Raw genomic sequence first — 17,866 nt, forward strand, 5'->3', positions numbered from 1 at the left:
TTATGAAAAAAGTATATGATATTACAGTACCTATTTACGAAGGAATGCCTGTATATAAAAATAAACCAGAGAAACAGCCTCAACTTTCCAAAGTTACAAACGGTCATGTAACAGAATCCACATTAAAAATGGATGCTCATACAGGAACGCATATTGATGCGCCTTTGCACATGATAAATGACGGGGATACGTTTGAAACACTTGATATTGAAAAATTAGTAGGCGAAGCAAAGGTTTTTGACTTAACTCATGTTGATAGTGGCATTACTGCTGAAGACCTGAAAGACTTCGATATTCAAAAAGGGGATTTTGTTTTATTTAAAACAAAGAACTCCTTTGATGAAGGATTTAACTTCGAATTTATTTATTTAGCTGAAAGCGGCGCGAAACTGCTTGCTGAAAAAGGGATTCGCGGTGTGGGCATTGATGCATTAGGTGTTGAACGTGCCCAAGAAGGTCACCCAACCCATAAAACACTATTTGCACACGATATTATTGTAATCGAAGGATTAACATTTAAAGAAGTAGAAGCGGGAACATACTTTATGGTTGCAGCTCCATTAAAACTAATGGGTACAGATGCATCACCAGCGCGTGTGCTATTATTCCAATAAAAAATGGACCAAGATATCAATCTTGGTCCATTTTTTACCGCTATTCGCGGGCAGTAATACTCCCACCTCAAAATTCAGCAAAAGCATTGTCCAGCTCTAGCGGCTAGAATCTCCGGTCGTTTCGCCCCTCGGACGAGGCAAAAAGCGCCTCTCTGTCGGGGCGTGGGCGTCCTGCGATTCTGAGCGAGCCGCTTCCGCTTTTCTTTATTGTCCAGTTCCAGTGGCTAGAATATTCGGTGGCTTCGCTTCTTCCTGCGAGGTAAAAAACACCTCTACGTCAGAAGCTCCATCCCCCTCACATCCTGGACGAGCCACTTCCACTTTATTTTATATCCATTTTGTATGGAATGTACCTTCTTTATCTACTCGTTTATACGTATGTGCTCCAAAATAATCGCGCTGTGCTTGTAACAAGTTTGCAGGTAGTGTTGCAGTACGATAGCTGTCATAATACGAAATTGCCGCTGAAAATGCAGGAACTGGAATACCTTGTTGTACAGCCACTGCGATAATTTGACGTAATCCGCCTTGGTATGACTCCACAATTTCTTTAAAGTATGGGTCAAGTAAAAGGTTTGGTAAGTCAGCGTTTGTCTCATAAGCCTCTTTAATGTTTTGTAAAAAGGCTGCACGAATAATACATCCGCCTCTCCAAAGCATAGAAATGCTGCCAAAATCAAGGTTCCAATCATATTCCTCAGAAGCTGCCTTCAATTGCGTGAATCCTTGTGCATAAGAACAAATTTTACTCATATATAAAGCTTGGCGCACTGCTTCAATTAATTCAGCTTTTTCAATTCCAAGTGCTGCTTTATCTTTAGGTCCAGATAAAACTTTGCTTGCGTTCACACGCTCTTCTTTTAAAGCAGAAATACAACGCGCAAATACAGATTCCGTGATAATAGGGAGAGATATACCTAAATCAAGTGCGCTTTGGCTTGTCCATTTCCCTGTACCCTTTTGTCCCGCAGTATCAAGAATAACATCCACTAATGGCTTGCCCGTTTCTTCATCTTTCTTCGTGAAGATGTCTGCTGTAATCTCGATTAGATAGCTGTTCAGTTCGCCCTTATTCCATTCAGCAAATATTTCATGAAACTCTTCTACAGTCAAATCCAGTGTTTGTTTCAAGAAGAAATATGCTTCACAAATTAATTGCATATCTCCATACTCAATACCGTTATGAACCATCTTTACATAGTGGCCTGCCCCATTAGGTCCGATATAAGAACAACAAGGCTCGTCATTCACTTTTGCAGAGATATTTTCAAGCATATCCTTCACTTTTTCGTATGCATCCTTCTGTCCGCCCGGCATAATAGACGGTCCCTTCAATGCACCCTCTTCTCCGCCTGACACACCTGCTCCGATGAAATTGATTCCTTCTTCGGCAAGACGTTTGTTTCGGCGAACTGTATCGATAAAGTATGTATTACCGCCGTCAATTAAAATATCACCTTTATCAAGGTGAGGAAGCAGAGAATCAATCGCCTTATCTGTAATTTCCCCTGCATTAACCATTAGTAAAATCTTTCTAGGTGATTCAAGTGAGTTAACAAACTCTTCAACCATATGAGTACCAACCATGTTTTTACCACGGTTTTCCTCAATGATTTCATTTACTTTTTCCTTTGAAATATCATATAGGGCAACAGAATACCCTTTACTCTCAAAGTTAAGTGCGAGGCTTTTTCCCATAACGCCCACACCAACAACTCCAATTTGTTGCTTTGGCATATTTCATCGTTCCTTTCTATGCATGTTACTCTGTCTATATTATAGTATATATACCTAAAGTAACACTTTAATCAAATAATCTATCTTATTTATTTCAATATGCTCCACCAAGACACGTGCAAAAGGTCATAGGGACATGGCACATCGCCATCAAGTTAAAAAATAATTTTACTCATTTTCCATACCCCACTTATATCATGAGGATTGCTTATAAAAATATACAAAAACCCCCAATCATGGACTTTTTAAGTGTCCACGATTGGGGGTACAGTTCAAAGCTAGATTTCATTCAGTTTGTATTTTCTGGTTTACTAATTATAGAAAAACGTGCTAATCACAATCACCAAATGGTTCCAATTAATTTTGAAACAATTCTATCTTATTATGAAAAATCATAGAATTACACAGCTTCCGTATCCCACTTATGATCTTGCTCTACAAACACAATGCCTAATTCATGATGTCCACCTGCATATAGCGCTGTTTGAGCAAGGCGAAGCTCACCTTTTGTATCAAGTACTTCTAACTTACAAAATGCCCCTGTCGTCTTGGACTGCAGCGCATCATAAAACTCCTCTGTACTTTTAGGAATCACGCCGTTTACTTTCGTAATAACCTCTCCTGGTTTCAGATTCAATTCTGCACCGACTGTATTCGGGATCGTGCCTAACACTACTAATCCATCATCGCGCGCTGCAAAATATGCTGGACGCGTTTCATCAGCAATTCGTTCTCTCATTGCAATTGTGAATCGTCCAAGCATTGCCGCTCCCATTGCAACAATCGCTACAACTGGCCACCAATAGCTCACAACACCTAAAATAAGAACAACAGTCGCTAATCCAAATATACGTCTTCCTGTAAATAATAACGCTTCTTTTGGTTCCTCACTTCTAATTGTTCGCATAAAGCCAATTAAAAATGGTACAAGGAATAAGGAATACGTTTGTGAGCCAACAGAAACAACTGGCCACCACGAAACAAATTGTGTAACAGCATCTCCCGGCACGAGAATAAAAATCGGAACAAGCCATAAACGCTTTGATTCATGCAGTCCAATATTTAAACCGCGCTTTCCTTTACGCATTTTTGGCGTTGAGTATCGCACTGCATTTTTCGAAATTAATAACCCTTCTACTACTAGCATCAAGCCAAGTAAAATGGCAAGTGATGCGATTGTACTCTTTTCTCCTTCCCCAAGCTGTAAGAAAGAGATTGGCAGCTTAGAAGACAATATAGCTGCTACAATCGCCGCGCCAAATGTGTAAGCAGCAGATAAATATCTATACTGAGCAGCTAGTCCAAATACGAGTGTCCAAATTAAAATCATCCATATACTCGCCTCTGATAATACCAACCCTGCTCCAATTGTAATGGCAGATACAAGCAGTCCGTATCCAACTCCTGCAAACCAAGATGTTCGCAGTTCAAACCAAATATCATATACTTTAAAGGAAAAATCTTTTCTCTCTCGTAATACGCGTAAATATCCAACAAACACACTGCTTATTAAAAATACATAAACAGCAGGGTGTAAGAAAAAACGCCCAACTGCTCGCATTATTTCAAAAAACCACGCCTCCACGAACTGTTTCACCACCATTTATATAATCATTTCTTTTTATCTTATCACAACTAATCAAACGTTTGTTTAACACGCACAAAAAAATACAGGCAATAACATGCCTGCATTTCTTCTTATTTCGCCATTAATTTTAATGCTGCCTGTAATTGCAGATCATTTTCACCAGAGCGAATCTTTTCAATGATTTTATTTTGTAGCGCTTCAGCTGTCTTTTTATCAAGCTGACCTGTCGCTTCCATTTCATTTGCATTTTGGAAGGCTTTTAGCGCTGATTCCGTTTCCTTACTGAAATAACCATCTTCACGTCCAGGTACATATCCTAAGCTCTTCAACATCTCTTGTGCATGTTTCACTTGGACATCATTTGAGTTATACGAAAGTGTTTTCTCAATTTGAATTGGCGTTGCATGATAATAATCTGGCTGTTTCACTTCCACTGTTGGGGCAATTCCTTTTTTATGAATCCAATTGCCGTCTGGTGTAAGCCATTTAAACATTGTCAATTTAATATTGCTGCCATCTTTAAATGGAACAGCTTGCTGAACAGTGCCTTTTCCAAATGTTTTTTCACCAACTAAATCATATCCTTCGCCTTCTTGTAATGCACCTGCTAAAATTTCTGAAGCCGATGCACTTCCTTTATCAATTAATACTGAAATCGGGTATGGCTTTCTCTCTTTTAATGAAGTTGAGAATTTCTTTTTCTCACCATCTCGTTGTTCAACTTGCATCATTGGCTTTTTGTCTGTCATGATTAATCCTAAAATATCTTGCACACTATTTAAGTAACCTCCAGGATTGCCACGCACATCAATGATAAGGCCTTTTATCTCTTTTTTTTCAAGCTCTTTTAATTGATCTTTAAATTCTTTTGCTGTATTTTCAGAGAAAGATGTAATTTGGATATAACCAATATTTTTCCCCTTCTCTTCTTTTACAGAACTAAACACAGTGAAAATTGGGATTTTTTCACGTTTAATTTTAAATTCTAATGGATCTGCCACTCCTGGACGTTTTATCTCAAGTGTAACGTCCGTTCCTTTCTTACCACGAATTTTCAAGACTGCTTCTTCACGTGATAAATCTTTTACACTGTTTCCATCTACCGATAAAATTTGATCGTTCGGTTTAATGCCTGCTTTTTCTGCTGGTGAACCTTTAATTGGAGATACAATAATAAGCTTGCCCTCCGTTTTGTTCACCTCAGCACCAATACCTTCGAGCTCAGGATCAAGTGATTGCTCAAATTGCTTCGCCGTTTCTTTATCCATATACGTGGAATAAGGGTCCTTCAGCGTAGACAACATTCCTTGTATTGCACCCTCAACTAATTTTTCATCCTTCACGTCTTCCACATAACGTGAATCAATCAGTGCATACGCCTCATTAATTTTTGCCAAATTTCCTTGCTTTGTGCTAGCACTATCGTTTGTTATTGTTTGCGCCACATATGCTGGATTAACCCCAAACATATACATACCCGCAAACATTCCGCCAGCACCAATTAAAAATGCAACAACCATTCCAATAATCGCAACTCTACGTTTCAATGCGGAATTCCCCTTTCCAAAGCACACAGGTGGTGTAGCAAAAGGCATCACACATTGTGTGATGCCTTTACCTATTTCTACTATATGATAAGCTTGTACGAATTATGTTTGCAACTTTTTACACTTTTAAGAAGCGACGAATTGACATTACACTTCCCCACATACCGATTAATGCACCGATTAACACTAATAAACCGGAAAGTTGGAATACAAACGGACTATATGGAAGCAGCTCGAAAATCGTGCCGCCAAGCTTCTCGTTAAACACGCCTTGCAGCGAGTTATAAATAGATAAAATCACGACAATTGGAAGGATTGAACCTAGTACCCCTAAGAATAAACCTTCTAATAAGAACGGCCAACGGATAAACCAGTTTGTCGCACCTACAAGTTTCATAATTTCAATCTCTGTGCTTCGTGCATAAATTGTAATTTTGATTGTATTAGAGATTAAGAACATTGCTGTGAATAACAGACCAGCAATTAACAGAATCCCAATATTACGACCTGTTTTTACAGTATCAAATAATTTTTCAACTTGGCCTTTACCATATTGAACTGTACTTACAAACTGCATTTTTTCCATTTTTTTCGCGATTGTAGCTGTATCTGTTGGTTCTTTCGCTTTTACAACAAATACGTTTTTAAGTGGATTATCTTGCTCAAATAGTTCAAACGTTTTTCCACTGTCACCTAAGCTTTTAATCAAACGTTTTAATTCTTCTTCTTTAGAAGAATATTTAACAGAATCTACTTTTGCAATTTTATTAATGTCTTCTTCCAATTTCTTTTGATCAGCTTCTTTTGCTGCTGGATCAATGTGTACACGAATCTCTACATCTTGCTCCACTTTCGTTGCAAAGTGGTTCATATTCATAATCGCTGTTAAAAAGACACCTACAAGTAATAGTGTAACTGTTACTGCACTTACAGAAGCAAACGTCATCCATCCGTTACGGGATAGATTTTTTACACCTTCTCGCAAATGTCGACTAAGGGTTTTATTCTTCATATCCGTATCCTCCCTCAATCTCATCTCGAACAATTTTTCCGCCTTCAATCGCAATTACGCGATGACGAATTGTATTTACGATATCTGCGTTATGCGTTGCCATAACAATTGTTGTACCGCGCTCATTAATGCGTTTAAAGATACTCATAATATCAAGCGCTGTATCAATATCTAAGTTTCCTGTCGGTTCATCGGCAATTACAACTTTTGGCTTATTTACAATTGCTCTTGCAATCGCCACACGCTGTTGTTCTCCACCAGAAAGCTCATTTGGAAGTGCATCCGCACGATCTTCAAGACCTACAAGACCCAATACTTCGGTAACACGCTCACGAATTGCTTCAGGTTCTTCTTCAATTACTTCTAAAGCAAACGCTACATTCTCATATACCGTTAATTTAGGTAGCAATTTAAAGTCTTGGAAAATTACGCCTAGTTGACGACGAAAATACGGTACATCTCGCTCTGCTAACGATTCAATTACAAGGCCATTCACATTGATAGATCCTGTTGTTGGTTTTTCTTCACGATACATCATCTTAATAAATGTAGATTTCCCGGCTCCACTCGGTCCAACTACATATACAAATTCACCCTGCTTAATGTTAACTGTGAGTCCATTGATGGCTTTCATACCATTTGGATACTCCTTATAAACACTCGTCATTCTTATCATTATTTATCACCCAATACTTAATGATTTTTTTTCGACATACTTTTTCTGTCTATCTGAACATGAAAGCAACAGCTTTCACTCTTACTCACATTCTGTTGTACTACAAATCTTATAGAAGTATTTCTGTTGTTTCAAAATAACAGCGACAGTATTTACAGTCTATCACTGCTGCTTATGTACATGTTTCAGCAAAATTCTACAAACTACATTGTAACATCATTCAGTTTCCAATTCGGATACAATTTTGTTACAGTTGTGTTACATCACAAAAGAAATACGAAAAAGGCCATTATCTTGGCCTCTTCCGCTTTTCTTTTGTTTAGCTCTAGCAGCTAGAATAGTCGGCAACCTCGCTTCTTCCTATTCTGAACAAACCGCCTGCGCTTTTTTATTTATGTTCTGCTAACCATTCTGATACTTTTTTTGCATCTTCACCTTGAATAAGTCCCGGTGACATTGCCCCGCGCCCTTTTTGGATAATATTTTCAATCTCCGCCGCGTCGTATTTACCGCCTACTTTTCGTAAATCGGGCCCAGTTGCACCAGATAAATCGTTAGCATGACACCCTGCACAACTTTTTTTGAAAATTTGCTCTGCACTATCTGTACTTGCAGATTGATTAGAAGACTTATTTTCCTCTTTCTTTCCGCATGCTCCCACAGTAAGAGCTAATGATGTTCCTAATGCAATAGCCAACAATTTCTTTTTCATTTATATCGCTCCCCATTGTTGATATCCTTCTTATTATTGATATAGCCATAATTTCATATAGCTCTCACTTGCCATTATAATAATTATCCCTTTATAGAAAAACCATCCTTCATAGGATATTTTTCACAAATCGATTGAGAACCCTATTCATATAAAGCTTTCACCAATTGTTTCAATTCTGTGAACAAATGTAAATTACTATAAAGATACTGTTTTTACAAAGCAGAAAAGAAAAAACCCTATCTATTTTCCTTATCATGTATAGCTCGATTCTTATATTTTCTACTTTTTACAAAACAATATACGGCCTTGTATTATAAAATTAAGCCCATTAAAAAGAGAAGTTGTCACTCAACTTCTCTTCCTCCTTCTCTTATCAATACAGACAAGATATACCTCTTTATACCCTCTATTCCCTCACCGATAGGCCAACATTCCGTTGGCTTTTTTCTTAAGAAATACGAGAGCGTAAATACGCATCAATAAATGGATCAATTTCTCCATCCATAACCGCTTGTACATTACCAACTTCCGTATTTGTACGATGGTCCTTCACTAGAGAGTATGGGTGGAATACGTAAGAACGAATTTGACTACCCCAACCAATATCTTTTTGTTCACCACGGATTTCATTCAACTCTGCTTGCTGCTCTTCTAATTTCTTTTGATATAATTTTGCCTTTAACATTTTCATCGCATGTTCACGGTTTTTAATTTGTGAACGCTCTGATTGACATGTTACAACCGTATTCGTTGGAGTATGTGTAATACGAACTGCAGAATCTGTCGTATTAACGTGCTGTCCACCCGCACCACTTGCACGGTACGTATCTATTTTTAAATCTTCCGTACGCACTTCAATTTCAATATCATCATTAAATTCAGGTACAACTTCACAAGATACGAACGATGTATGACGACGACCTGAAGAATCGAACGGTGAAATCCGCACAAGACGATGTACACCTTTCTCCGCCTTCAAATAGCCATATGCATTATGACCTTTAATTAATAATGTTACGCTTTTAATTCCCGCTTCATCCCCTGGTAAATAATCAACTGTATCTACTTTAAATCCGCGCTTTTCAGCCCAGCGTGTATACATACGTAATAGCATAGAACCCCAGTCTTGTGATTCTGTTCCACCAGCACCTGGATGTAGCTCTAAAATCGCATTATTTTTATCATAAGGATCGCTTAGTAATAGCTGAAGCTCGTACTCATTCATTTCTTGAACTAAAGATTTCACTTCAGATTCTAATTCTTCATGTAAATCCTTATCATATTCTTCTTTTAAAAGTTCATGTGTCACTTCTAAATTTTCAAATGTTTCATCTAACTGACGAAACTTCCCAACCATTTCTTTTAACGCATTCGCTTCATTAATTACTACTTGTGCACCTTGTTGGTCATCCCAAAAGCCTGCACCCATCATTGTTTCTTCTAATTCTGCAATGCGATTTTCTTTTGCAGGAAGGTCAAAGAGACCCCCTAAAAGCCGCTAATCTCTTAGCCATTTTCTCTAATTCTTGCCTAATTTCTACTAGTTCCATGCTCTTCACCTCTATGTAATTGCTTTCGCTTTTATATAAAACAAGGGAAACTCCCTCCACTTGTACAGAGAGAGTTTGTCCCTTTTTATTATATGGATATTCTTAAAACCTTTCCATTTGGAAAATAAAATTTCATGGAAGATCGATTTTAAACGAACCAACTTCGCTTTTCTTTATTTCCCAATTCCACAGCAGTTTTTATATTTTTTGCCGCTACCACATTTGCATAGATCGTTACGTCCGACTTGGTCACCTTTTACAACCGGTTTCTTTTTCACTTCTTCACCGTCATCTTTTGGGTGAATCGCTTCGCCTTGTGCTACTTCTTGGCGCTCTAAATTTTGTTCGATTTCTGCTTTCATGATGTAACGAGAAATCTCTTCCTCAATGGAAGCAATCATTGATTCAAACATTGCGAACCCTTCCATTTGGTATTCACGAAGTGGGTCAATTTGACCGTAAGCACGTAAATGAATACCTTCACGAAGATGATCCATCGCATCGATATGATCCATCCATTTCGTATCTACAACGCGGAATACAACAACCTTTTCAAATTCACGCATTTGTTCTTCTGGTAGAAGTTTTTCTTTTTCATCATAACGCGCAATTAACTTCGTAATGATCGGTTCACTCATTTCCTCTGGCGCAAGACGACGTAATTCTTCTTCTTTAATATCACCTTCCTCAAGAAGGTTTGTATTTAAGTAGTCAATCAGACCTTTAATGTTCCAATCCTCTTCAATTTCATCTTGCGTATGAAGGGCGATAGCACGTTCTACAGTAGATTTCATCATACCTTCGATAATGCCTCTTAAGTTTTCAGATTCCATTACTTCTTGACGTTGTTTATAAATAACTTCACGTTGTTGGCGAAGTACATCGTCATATTGCAGCAGTTGTTTACGTGCATCGTAGTTGTTTCCTTCTACGCGTTTTTGCGCAGATTCTACCGCACGAGATACCATTTTACTTTCAATTGGCTGTGAATCATCCATACCAAGACGATCCATCATTGCTTTCATATTATCAGAACCAAAGCGGCGCATTAGTTCATCTTCCATTGATAAGTAGAACTGCGTCACACCAGGGTCCCCTTGACGACCAGCACGACCACGTAACTGATTGTCAATACGACGGCTTTCATGACGTTCTGTACCGATAACCGCTAGGCCTCCAGCTTCTTTTACACCTTCGCCTAACTTAATGTCTGTACCACGGCCAGCCATGTTTGTCGCAATCGTTACAGAACCTTTAAATCCTGCTTCTGTAATAATATCAGCTTCACGCGCATGATTTTTCGCATTCAAGACATTATGACGTACACCTTTACGTGTTAACATATTTGAAATAAGTTCAGATGTTTCAATTGCAACTGTACCAACAAGAACTGGTTGACCTTGTTTATGGCGTTTTACAATATCCTCAACAACTGCATTGAACTTACCTTCCATCGTTTTAAAAATTAAATCCGCACGGTCATCACGAACAATCGGTCTGTTTGTTGGGATTACGATAACATTCATATTATAAATGTTACGGAATTCCTCTTCTTCCGTTTTCGCTGTACCAGTCATACCTGATAGCTTTTCGTACATACGGAAGTAGTTTTGGAACGTAATTGTCGCTAACGTCATACTTTCATTTTGAATGTCAACGCCTTCTTTTGCTTCAATCGCTTGGTGCAAGCCCTCACTATAGCGACGACCTTTCATAAGACGACCAGTGAATTGGTCAACAATTACAATTTCACCTTCTTGTACAACATAATCTGTATCGCGGTGCATAACAACGTGTGCACGAAGCGCTTGATTAATATGATGAAGAAGTGCAACATGTTTTAAATCAAATAAGTTTTCAATATGGAAAGATTTCTCTGCCCTCGTAATCCCGTCTTCTGTCAACATGACATTTTTCGTTTTCACGTCAAAGGAGTAATCTTTTTCGTTTTCTAACGTACGAATAAAGGCATTTGCAAAAATATATAGTTCTGTTGATTTTTGTGCTTGTCCAGAAATGATAAGAGGCGTACGCGCTTCATCCACTAAGATGGAATCGACCTCATCAATAATTGCGAAATGAAGCGGACGCTGAACACACTGTTCTTTATACAGCACCATATTATCGCGTAAATAGTCAAAACCAAGCTCGTTATTTGTACTATATGTGATATCAGCAGCGTAAGCAGCTTGCTTTTCCTCACGTGACATACTATTTAAGTTAATTCCTACTGTTAAACCTAGGAACTCATGAAGTTGTCCCATTTCATTCGCGTCACGCTGTGCTAAGTATTCATTGACTGTCACAACATGAACACCTTTACCTGTTAAAGCATTCAGATAAACTGGTAAAGTAGAAGTTAATGTTTTACCTTCCCCTGTTTTCATCTCAGAAATATTTCCTTCATGTAAGGCAATACCACCCATTAATTGGACAGGATAAGGGCGCATACCAAGAACACGTGTCGCCGCTTCACGAACAACCGCAAACGCTTCTGGTAATAAATCGTCTACTGTCTCACCTTTCGTAAGGCGTTCTTTAAATTCAATTGTTTTCCCTTTTAACTGCTCATCCGTTAATGGTTTAATAGATGATTCTAAACTTTCTATTTGATCCACAATTTTCTGCATACGTTTAATTTGGCGCTGGTTTACATCAAACACCTTTTTTAAAATACCGATCATAGGAAATACGCTCCTCTTTTATTAAAATAAAACTTCCGATCGTGCTCTATATTTCTGCTCACGAATCAGTCGTTATAAAGATCTAATTTATTCACTGCCAATTTCTCTCCTAATAAAAAAACAAATGTATAAACCTAATGATAATTGTAACACTTGTTTTATAACTATGACAACAACTGGCCAAGCGCATGGCCTAAATTAGCTGAAACTTTGATCAATAAAGGGGGTTATAGAACGTTTCGATTCCTAGGATAGCTCTTTCCCACAATAACAGAGTAAAGAATGAAAGACTTTCGTATCAAATAAAAAAAACGTAGCCTTTTACAGCTACGTTTTCTATTTATTATTTTGTTTCAATTACTCCATATTTTCCATCTTTACGGCCATATACAACATTTGTTTCATTTGTATCGGCATTTGTGAAGACGAAGAAGTTATGCCCTAACATATCCATTTGTAAAATAGCTTCTTCTACGTCCATTGGTTTTAAATCAAATCGTTTTGTACGTACAAGTTCTAATTCATCCTCTTGCACTTCTTCTTGAGTAGCCGCTGGCTCTGTAAGAATAAATGCAGATTTAACAGAACCTTTTTCACGTAATTTACGATTTACTTTTGTTTTATGTTTACGAATTTGTCGCTCAATTTTATCAACTACTAAATCAATTGCAGCGTACATATCGCTATGAGTTTCTTCAGCTCGAAGTAATAAATCTGTGAATGGGATTGTTACCTCGACACGTTGTTTCTCAGAGTATACTTTTAAATTAACTCTAATCTCTGGGAATGCATCAAAATAACGTTCTAATTTGCTAAGTTTTTTCTCTACATATTCCTTTAATGCTGGAGTTACTTCAATATTTTCACCACGAATGTTGAATTTCATAGATGAATTCCTCCTTTCAAGCCTATGTATATAATTTCGACACCGGCTTAAAAACTCCTTCTAACTTTTTAAAAAAGTTAGCGAAATTGCAATTTATTATCGTTTTTTGTTGAAAAGAAAAGATGCATCGTTTCTATTTACATTTTACCCTATTTGCATCGTAAATAACGAATATAAGTATGGACAATTCGTTACAGAAAAGAAACAACTTTTTGACAACTTTTGTAGCCCCCTGCCACGCAACAAAAAAAACAGAAAGAGACTCTATAGGTGAAAGCCTCCTTCTGTTCTTCATAGCTGCAATTTATATGTTGAAAGTTCAAATTCCCTCTATATAAACCGTTTCCACAACCGCAGCTCTATGTTTCTCACAAAACTCTTCGTTCAACATTATAATTTCACAACATTCGCTGCCTGTGGTCCACGCGCACCATCTACAATATCAAATTCTACTTTTTGCCCCTCTTCTAACGATTTATACCCATCTTGTTGAATTGCAGAAAAATGAACAAAAACATCATCACCTTCTTCACGCTCAATAAATCCAAATCCTTTTTCTGCATTAAACCATTTTACTCTTCCTTGCATGTTCGTTCCATTCCCTTCACTCTAAAAATAAGGGCGTTTGCCCCACAATTTGACTATAACGACTGACAAGATATCAAGTCAAAGAAGTCTTGTCGTCTTTTTATTGTATCTTTCGACACTCTCATCTTACCCACGACAAAGAGTAAGACTGGAAACAGTTTGAGCACCCGCCTCATACAAACACTCTGCAACTTGTCTAATCGTAATCCCTGTCGTATATACATCATCGATGAGCAAAAGATGCTGTCCAGTGAATCTTTCTTCTTTTCGAAAGTAAAAAGGATTGGTTCCCCTAAGTCTCTCGATACGTCTTTTTTTACTTTGCTTTTCCGTATTTTTTCTACTTAAAGATGTTTGTAGAACGAGAAGTGGCAAACAAGATGCCAACAATTCTGCTTGATTAAAACCGCGCTCATATTCCCTCTCCTTGCTAAGCGGAATGGGAATAATCGCATGACAATCTGAAAAGTATTTGCGAAATGCAGCTACAAATTTCGCATGAAAAATTTGTACAAGTTCAGCATCCCCGCGAAATTTAAACCGTGCTAATACTTCCTTCATCCAATCATTATAGACATATACAGATCGATTTTTTATAGGCGAAAACCTGTCTTCTTCCTTCCACCTTACACAATCTCTGCAACAGTTACCCTCTCTATACTCCAGCGCCAGAAACTCAAAAGGTCTGCCGCAGTCATCACAAATTTCTCCTATAATATAGGAAAGTTTTCGTTCACATCTCTCACACATACATCTTCTATCAGACTGAATAAAAAAAGAATACCAGCCCATACTCTCAGAAATAGAATCATCACAAAGTAGACAATGCATTAATCAATCAACCCTTCTTGCTTTGCTCTTTTATTCATAGATTGAATATGCCTTCTCGCTCGTATCATTGCTTCTGTTTTACCATAATGAAAATAAAAGATATCACCATCTGGCCTACGATGACTTCTACCGGCCCTACCAGCAATTTGTACAAGTGCACTTTCCGAGAAAATAGGTTCTTCCGCTCCTAACACCGCTACTTGCAAATTCTCTATCGTCACGCCGCGCTCCAAAATCGTTGTCGTTACTAATAGTGGGATATTTCTTTTTCGAAACGCTGTCACCTTTTCTTTTCGATTTGGATCCTCCGCATGAACGCCTTCAATTCGATTATCTAGTGTTTTTAACAATACACTTACTTCATCAATATAACGTACGTGGGGAACAAATAGAAAAATAGGAGATTGCTTGAGGAGGTGATACTTTAACCATTCAAAAACAACAAATGGGATTTCTTTTCGATTTAGTGCCTTTTTCCAATTGCCACACCACCTGAATCTTGGGACTGGCAAAGGATGTCGATGATAACGTCCTGGAATAATCACACCTTTTTGTTTCCCACTCCATAACTTACGTTTCCATGTTTCTGACGGGGTCGCCGTTAAATAAATTTTTGCTGCCCTATCTTTACTTGCTCGCTCCACCGCATAATGAAGCATCTTGTCCACTGCATATGGAAAGGCATCAATTTCATCGACAATCATAACATCGAAGGCCTTGTAATACCGAAGTAACTGATGTGTTGTAGAAACGAGAAGTCTCGCTTCCTTTTCACGATCCAAACTACCACCATATAGTGCAGCAATCGGTACATCTGGAAAAACAGTTTGTAAACGAGGAGCCAGCTCTAACACAACATCGGTCCGCGGCGTTGCAATACAAACCCGCTCTCCTTTTTGGAGTGCCTCTTCTATACCATAAAAAAGCATCTCCGTCTTACCAGCTCCGCATACTGCCCATATAAAAAAAGATTCTTTTTGGCGTACTGCTTCTGTTACTCCGTTAGCTGCTCTTTCCTGTCCAGGTGATAATTGCCCCTCCCATCGTAAAGAACTCGGCAAAACTTCCCATTCTACATCCCGTATACCTCTAACGAGCACTGTACATTCTCCCACTCGTCCCATCGTAATGCACTTTCGGCAATACGTGCACATTTGATTGCATCGCTTACATAAAAACGAAGCGAATAACCGCCCTTCCATATTTCCACAGCGCTGGCATACATAGCGTAAAGATTTCTTTATGACACCTCTTTCCAAAGAAATATCCCTTTGTCTTTCCAAATGATCTAATTCATCCTTTGAAAATGAAAGTTCTTCTAACAGCACTTGTCTTCCTGCTAGCATAGTAAAGCACCCCTGGCTTTACTATAACCCTTTCTCTTTCTCTCGTAAAAACTCAAAAAAGCCGATAACCTACTTTTAAAATAGTAAGCTATCGACTTTATACACATGTTTTATATGATTAAAAATCCTAGAATCTACCGTAACCTAAGAAATGTTTTTGATTATAGCTGCTGTTAATATCACCGTATGCAATACCTTTATCACTAGCATGAATCATTTGGCCATTACCAACGTAAATACCGATATGAGAAGGGCCTGCTTTATAAGTACCTTGGAAGAATACTAAATCTCCAGGTTGTGGGCTACTTACTTTAGAAACTGAGTTCCAATAACCCGCAACATCTTGACGACCTACACCAAAAATATAAGAAATGAAACCACTGCAATCAAAACCACCATTTGATGGAGATGCACTTCCCCATACATATGGAAGACCAAGGTATTGTTGTGCTTTACCAATTACGCCACCTTTATTTGGTTCTGGTGCTGGTTGAGGTGTTGGCGCTGACTTTGGAGCTGGTTTAGTTTCTTCTTTTTTAGCTTGTCCACCATTATTTGCTGGTGCTGGTGCAGCTTGTTGCGGAGCTGCTTCTTGTGCTTGTGCTGGTGCTGGCGCAGGTTGCTGAGCTTTCTCTGCTTGTTGCTTTGCAGCCTCTTCTTGTGCTGCCTTCTCTTTTGCTTCTTCTTCAGCCATGCGTTGTAATTGTAGCGCTTGTTTTTCAAGATCTTTTAATTGATCTTCTGTGCTTGTCATATTGTTTACAACCGTATCCATTTTACCGCTTAAGTCGTTTACTGCTTCTTGTTTTTTCGCTTTTTCAGTATCAAGATCTTTCTTTACAACTTCAATCTTTGCTTGTGCTTCTTTTAATTCTTTTTGTTTTTCTTTTACCGTTTCAACATCTTTTTTCACAGTTGCTTGCTCTTCTTGTTGCGTTTTCATGATATCTTCATCAGATTCAAGAATTCTAGAAACAGAAGTTAAACGATCTACTAGATCAGCAATGTTTTTAGAGTTTACAACAACCTCTGTTACAACGTTCGTGTTCGGTTGCTCTTGAAGTGCTACTAAACGTTTTCTTAACAAATCTTCACGCTTTGCAATTTTCGTTTGTAATTCTGCAATGTTTTTATTCTTCTTCTCAATTAATGCTTGTGTTTCTTCAACTTTTTTCGTTGTTTCGTCAAGTTTCGCTGCATTTTCTTGAACAGACTTATCTAAACCTTCAACCGTTTTATTTAAGTCATTCATTTGTTTTTGAAGCTCATCACGTTCTTGTTGTTGTTTATGTAAAGTATCATTTTGTGCGTTAATTTGTGTTTTTACGTCCTCAATCTTTTCTGCGAATACATTTGGTGTTACTACTGAAAACATCATAAATCCTGCAGCCAATGCGCAAGATGCAATTTTTAATTTTTTCATTTTGTTTTTACACCGCTTTCTTTTTTTTCTTTTCCGACATATAATCTATTAAAATTTATACCATATTTCGTAAGATTTTTTCTCAATGTTACGCTTTTGTAAAATAAATGTAATATTGCGCTTGTAATTTCCTGACATTTCCCTTCTAATCCTGTATTTTCTTGTAGAATTTTAAGAAAATGACACTGTTTTTTTATACAATTGTCATACATTTGTTATAAAAAAATCACAAGGAAAACTCCTTGTGATTTTTTCTCCCTATCCATGGATTACTTTATTATTTCACCCATTTTTCAGCCCAGTTTTGGACTTCATTCATAACACTTTCTAATGCTTTTCCTTTGTCTGTTAAACCATATTCGATTCTAACAGGTACCTCTGGATAAACATTCCGAACAACTACCCCTTCACTCTCCAATTCCTTTAAACGTTCTGACAGCATACGATCACTCATATTTGGGATAATATCCGCGATTTCTCTAAATCGTTTCGGTTCTTCTAACAGAGATTTAATAATTAAACCCGTCCACTTTTTACTAAGCAGTGTAAAAGCCGACTCAAACTTTGGACATAAACAAGAATTATGCTCCATATGTTTCACCTCTCCTTTATTATAAAATAGTTTCTTATAAAAAGTAAGCAATAAAACTTTCCTCATTTTAGGTTATG

14 protein-coding genes and 1 pseudogene are annotated in these 17,866 nt (G+C 37.7%); 1 reads left to right on the plus strand and 14 read right to left on the minus strand.

Annotated features, from left to right (window positions below; all coding sequences use genetic code 11):
* The first annotated feature begins 2 nt into the window (after positions 1-2).
* Positions 3-614: a cyclase family protein gene (locus BLV40_RS21665; protein ID WP_026594051.1), complete on the plus strand. Its 612-nt coding sequence runs from the start codon at positions 3-5 to the stop codon at positions 612-614.
* Positions 615-941: 327 nt separating this feature from the next.
* Here BLV40_RS21665 and gndA read toward each other — a convergent pair whose 3' ends face one another.
* From gndA to BLV40_RS21760, 14 genes and pseudogenes are all read right to left on the minus strand, one after another.
* Positions 942-2,351 carry an NADP-dependent phosphogluconate dehydrogenase gene (gene gndA, locus BLV40_RS21675; protein ID WP_090693786.1) on the minus strand — a complete coding sequence of 470 codons (1,410 nt, stop codon included), beginning with the start codon at positions 2,349-2,351 and terminating at the stop codon, positions 942-944.
* Positions 2,352-2,751: 400 nt separating this feature from the next.
* Positions 2,752-3,954 carry a PDZ domain-containing protein gene (locus BLV40_RS21680; RefSeq protein ID WP_081811124.1) on the minus strand — a complete coding sequence of 401 codons (1,203 nt, stop codon included), beginning with the start codon at positions 3,952-3,954 and terminating at the stop codon, positions 2,752-2,754.
* A 95-nt stretch (positions 3,955-4,049) separates the two neighbouring features.
* Positions 4,050-5,534: a S41 family peptidase gene (locus BLV40_RS21685; protein WP_139265595.1), complete on the minus strand. Its 1,485-nt coding sequence runs from the start codon at positions 5,532-5,534 to the stop codon at positions 4,050-4,052.
* A gap of 70 nt (positions 5,535-5,604) precedes the next feature.
* Positions 5,605-6,498 (minus strand): permease-like cell division protein FtsX, encoded by an 894-nt coding sequence (gene ftsX, locus BLV40_RS21690; RefSeq protein WP_090693792.1) that lies wholly within the window; start codon positions 6,496-6,498, stop codon positions 5,605-5,607.
* Entirely contained in the window at positions 6,488-7,174 is a 687-nt protein-coding gene (ftsE, locus tag BLV40_RS21695) for a cell division ATP-binding protein FtsE (RefSeq protein WP_090693795.1), read from the minus strand. The genes ftsX and ftsE overlap by 11 nt, the downstream gene beginning before the upstream one ends.
* Positions 7,175-7,562: 388 nt before the next feature.
* Entirely contained in the window at positions 7,563-7,886 is a 324-nt protein-coding gene (cccB, locus tag BLV40_RS21705) for a cytochrome c551 (protein ID WP_026594044.1), read from the minus strand.
* Between the two features lie 451 nt (positions 7,887-8,337).
* Positions 8,338-9,439 (minus strand): peptide chain release factor 2 gene (gene prfB / locus BLV40_RS21710; protein ID WP_098302617.1). Its coding sequence is split into 2 segments (ribosomal slippage): positions 8,338-9,366 and positions 9,368-9,439, totalling 1,101 coding nucleotides; the frame shifts between segments, so codons are not numbered across the junction.
* Positions 9,440-9,612: 173 nt separating this feature from the next.
* Positions 9,613-12,123, minus strand: coding sequence for a preprotein translocase subunit SecA (secA, locus tag BLV40_RS21720; RefSeq protein WP_090693804.1), 2,511 nt, complete (start codon positions 12,121-12,123; stop codon positions 9,613-9,615).
* 343 nt (positions 12,124-12,466) lie between these two features.
* Positions 12,467-13,009, minus strand: a complete 543-nt coding sequence (gene raiA, locus BLV40_RS21725; protein WP_026594041.1) for a ribosome hibernation-promoting factor, HPF/YfiA family — start codon at positions 13,007-13,009, stop codon at positions 12,467-12,469.
* Positions 13,010-13,399: 390 nt separating this feature from the next.
* Entirely contained in the window at positions 13,400-13,597 is a 198-nt protein-coding gene (gene cspC / locus BLV40_RS21735) for a cold shock protein CspC (protein ID WP_026594040.1), read from the minus strand.
* A 126-nt stretch (positions 13,598-13,723) separates the two neighbouring features.
* Positions 13,724-14,428, minus strand: coding sequence for a ComF family protein (locus BLV40_RS21740; RefSeq protein ID WP_090693807.1), 705 nt, complete (start codon positions 14,426-14,428; stop codon positions 13,724-13,726).
* Positions 14,428-15,774, minus strand: coding sequence for an ATP-dependent helicase ComFA (locus tag BLV40_RS21745; protein WP_090693809.1), 1,347 nt, complete (start codon positions 15,772-15,774; stop codon positions 14,428-14,430). Before BLV40_RS21745 ends, BLV40_RS21740 begins: the two co-directional genes overlap by 1 nt.
* 127 nt (positions 15,775-15,901) lie before the next feature.
* Positions 15,902-17,325: pseudogene (locus tag BLV40_RS21750) on the minus strand (NlpC/P60 family protein).
* Positions 17,326-17,474: 149 nt separating this feature from the next.
* Entirely contained in the window at positions 17,475-17,789 is a 315-nt protein-coding gene (locus BLV40_RS21760) for a winged helix-turn-helix transcriptional regulator (protein WP_016112543.1), read from the minus strand.
* Between the last annotated feature and the right edge of the window lie 77 nt (positions 17,790-17,866).

This window comes from Bacillus sp. 166amftsu (assembly GCF_900107445.1).
Classification (GTDB): Bacteria; Bacillota; Bacilli; order Bacillales; family Bacillaceae_G; genus Bacillus_A; species Bacillus_A arachidis.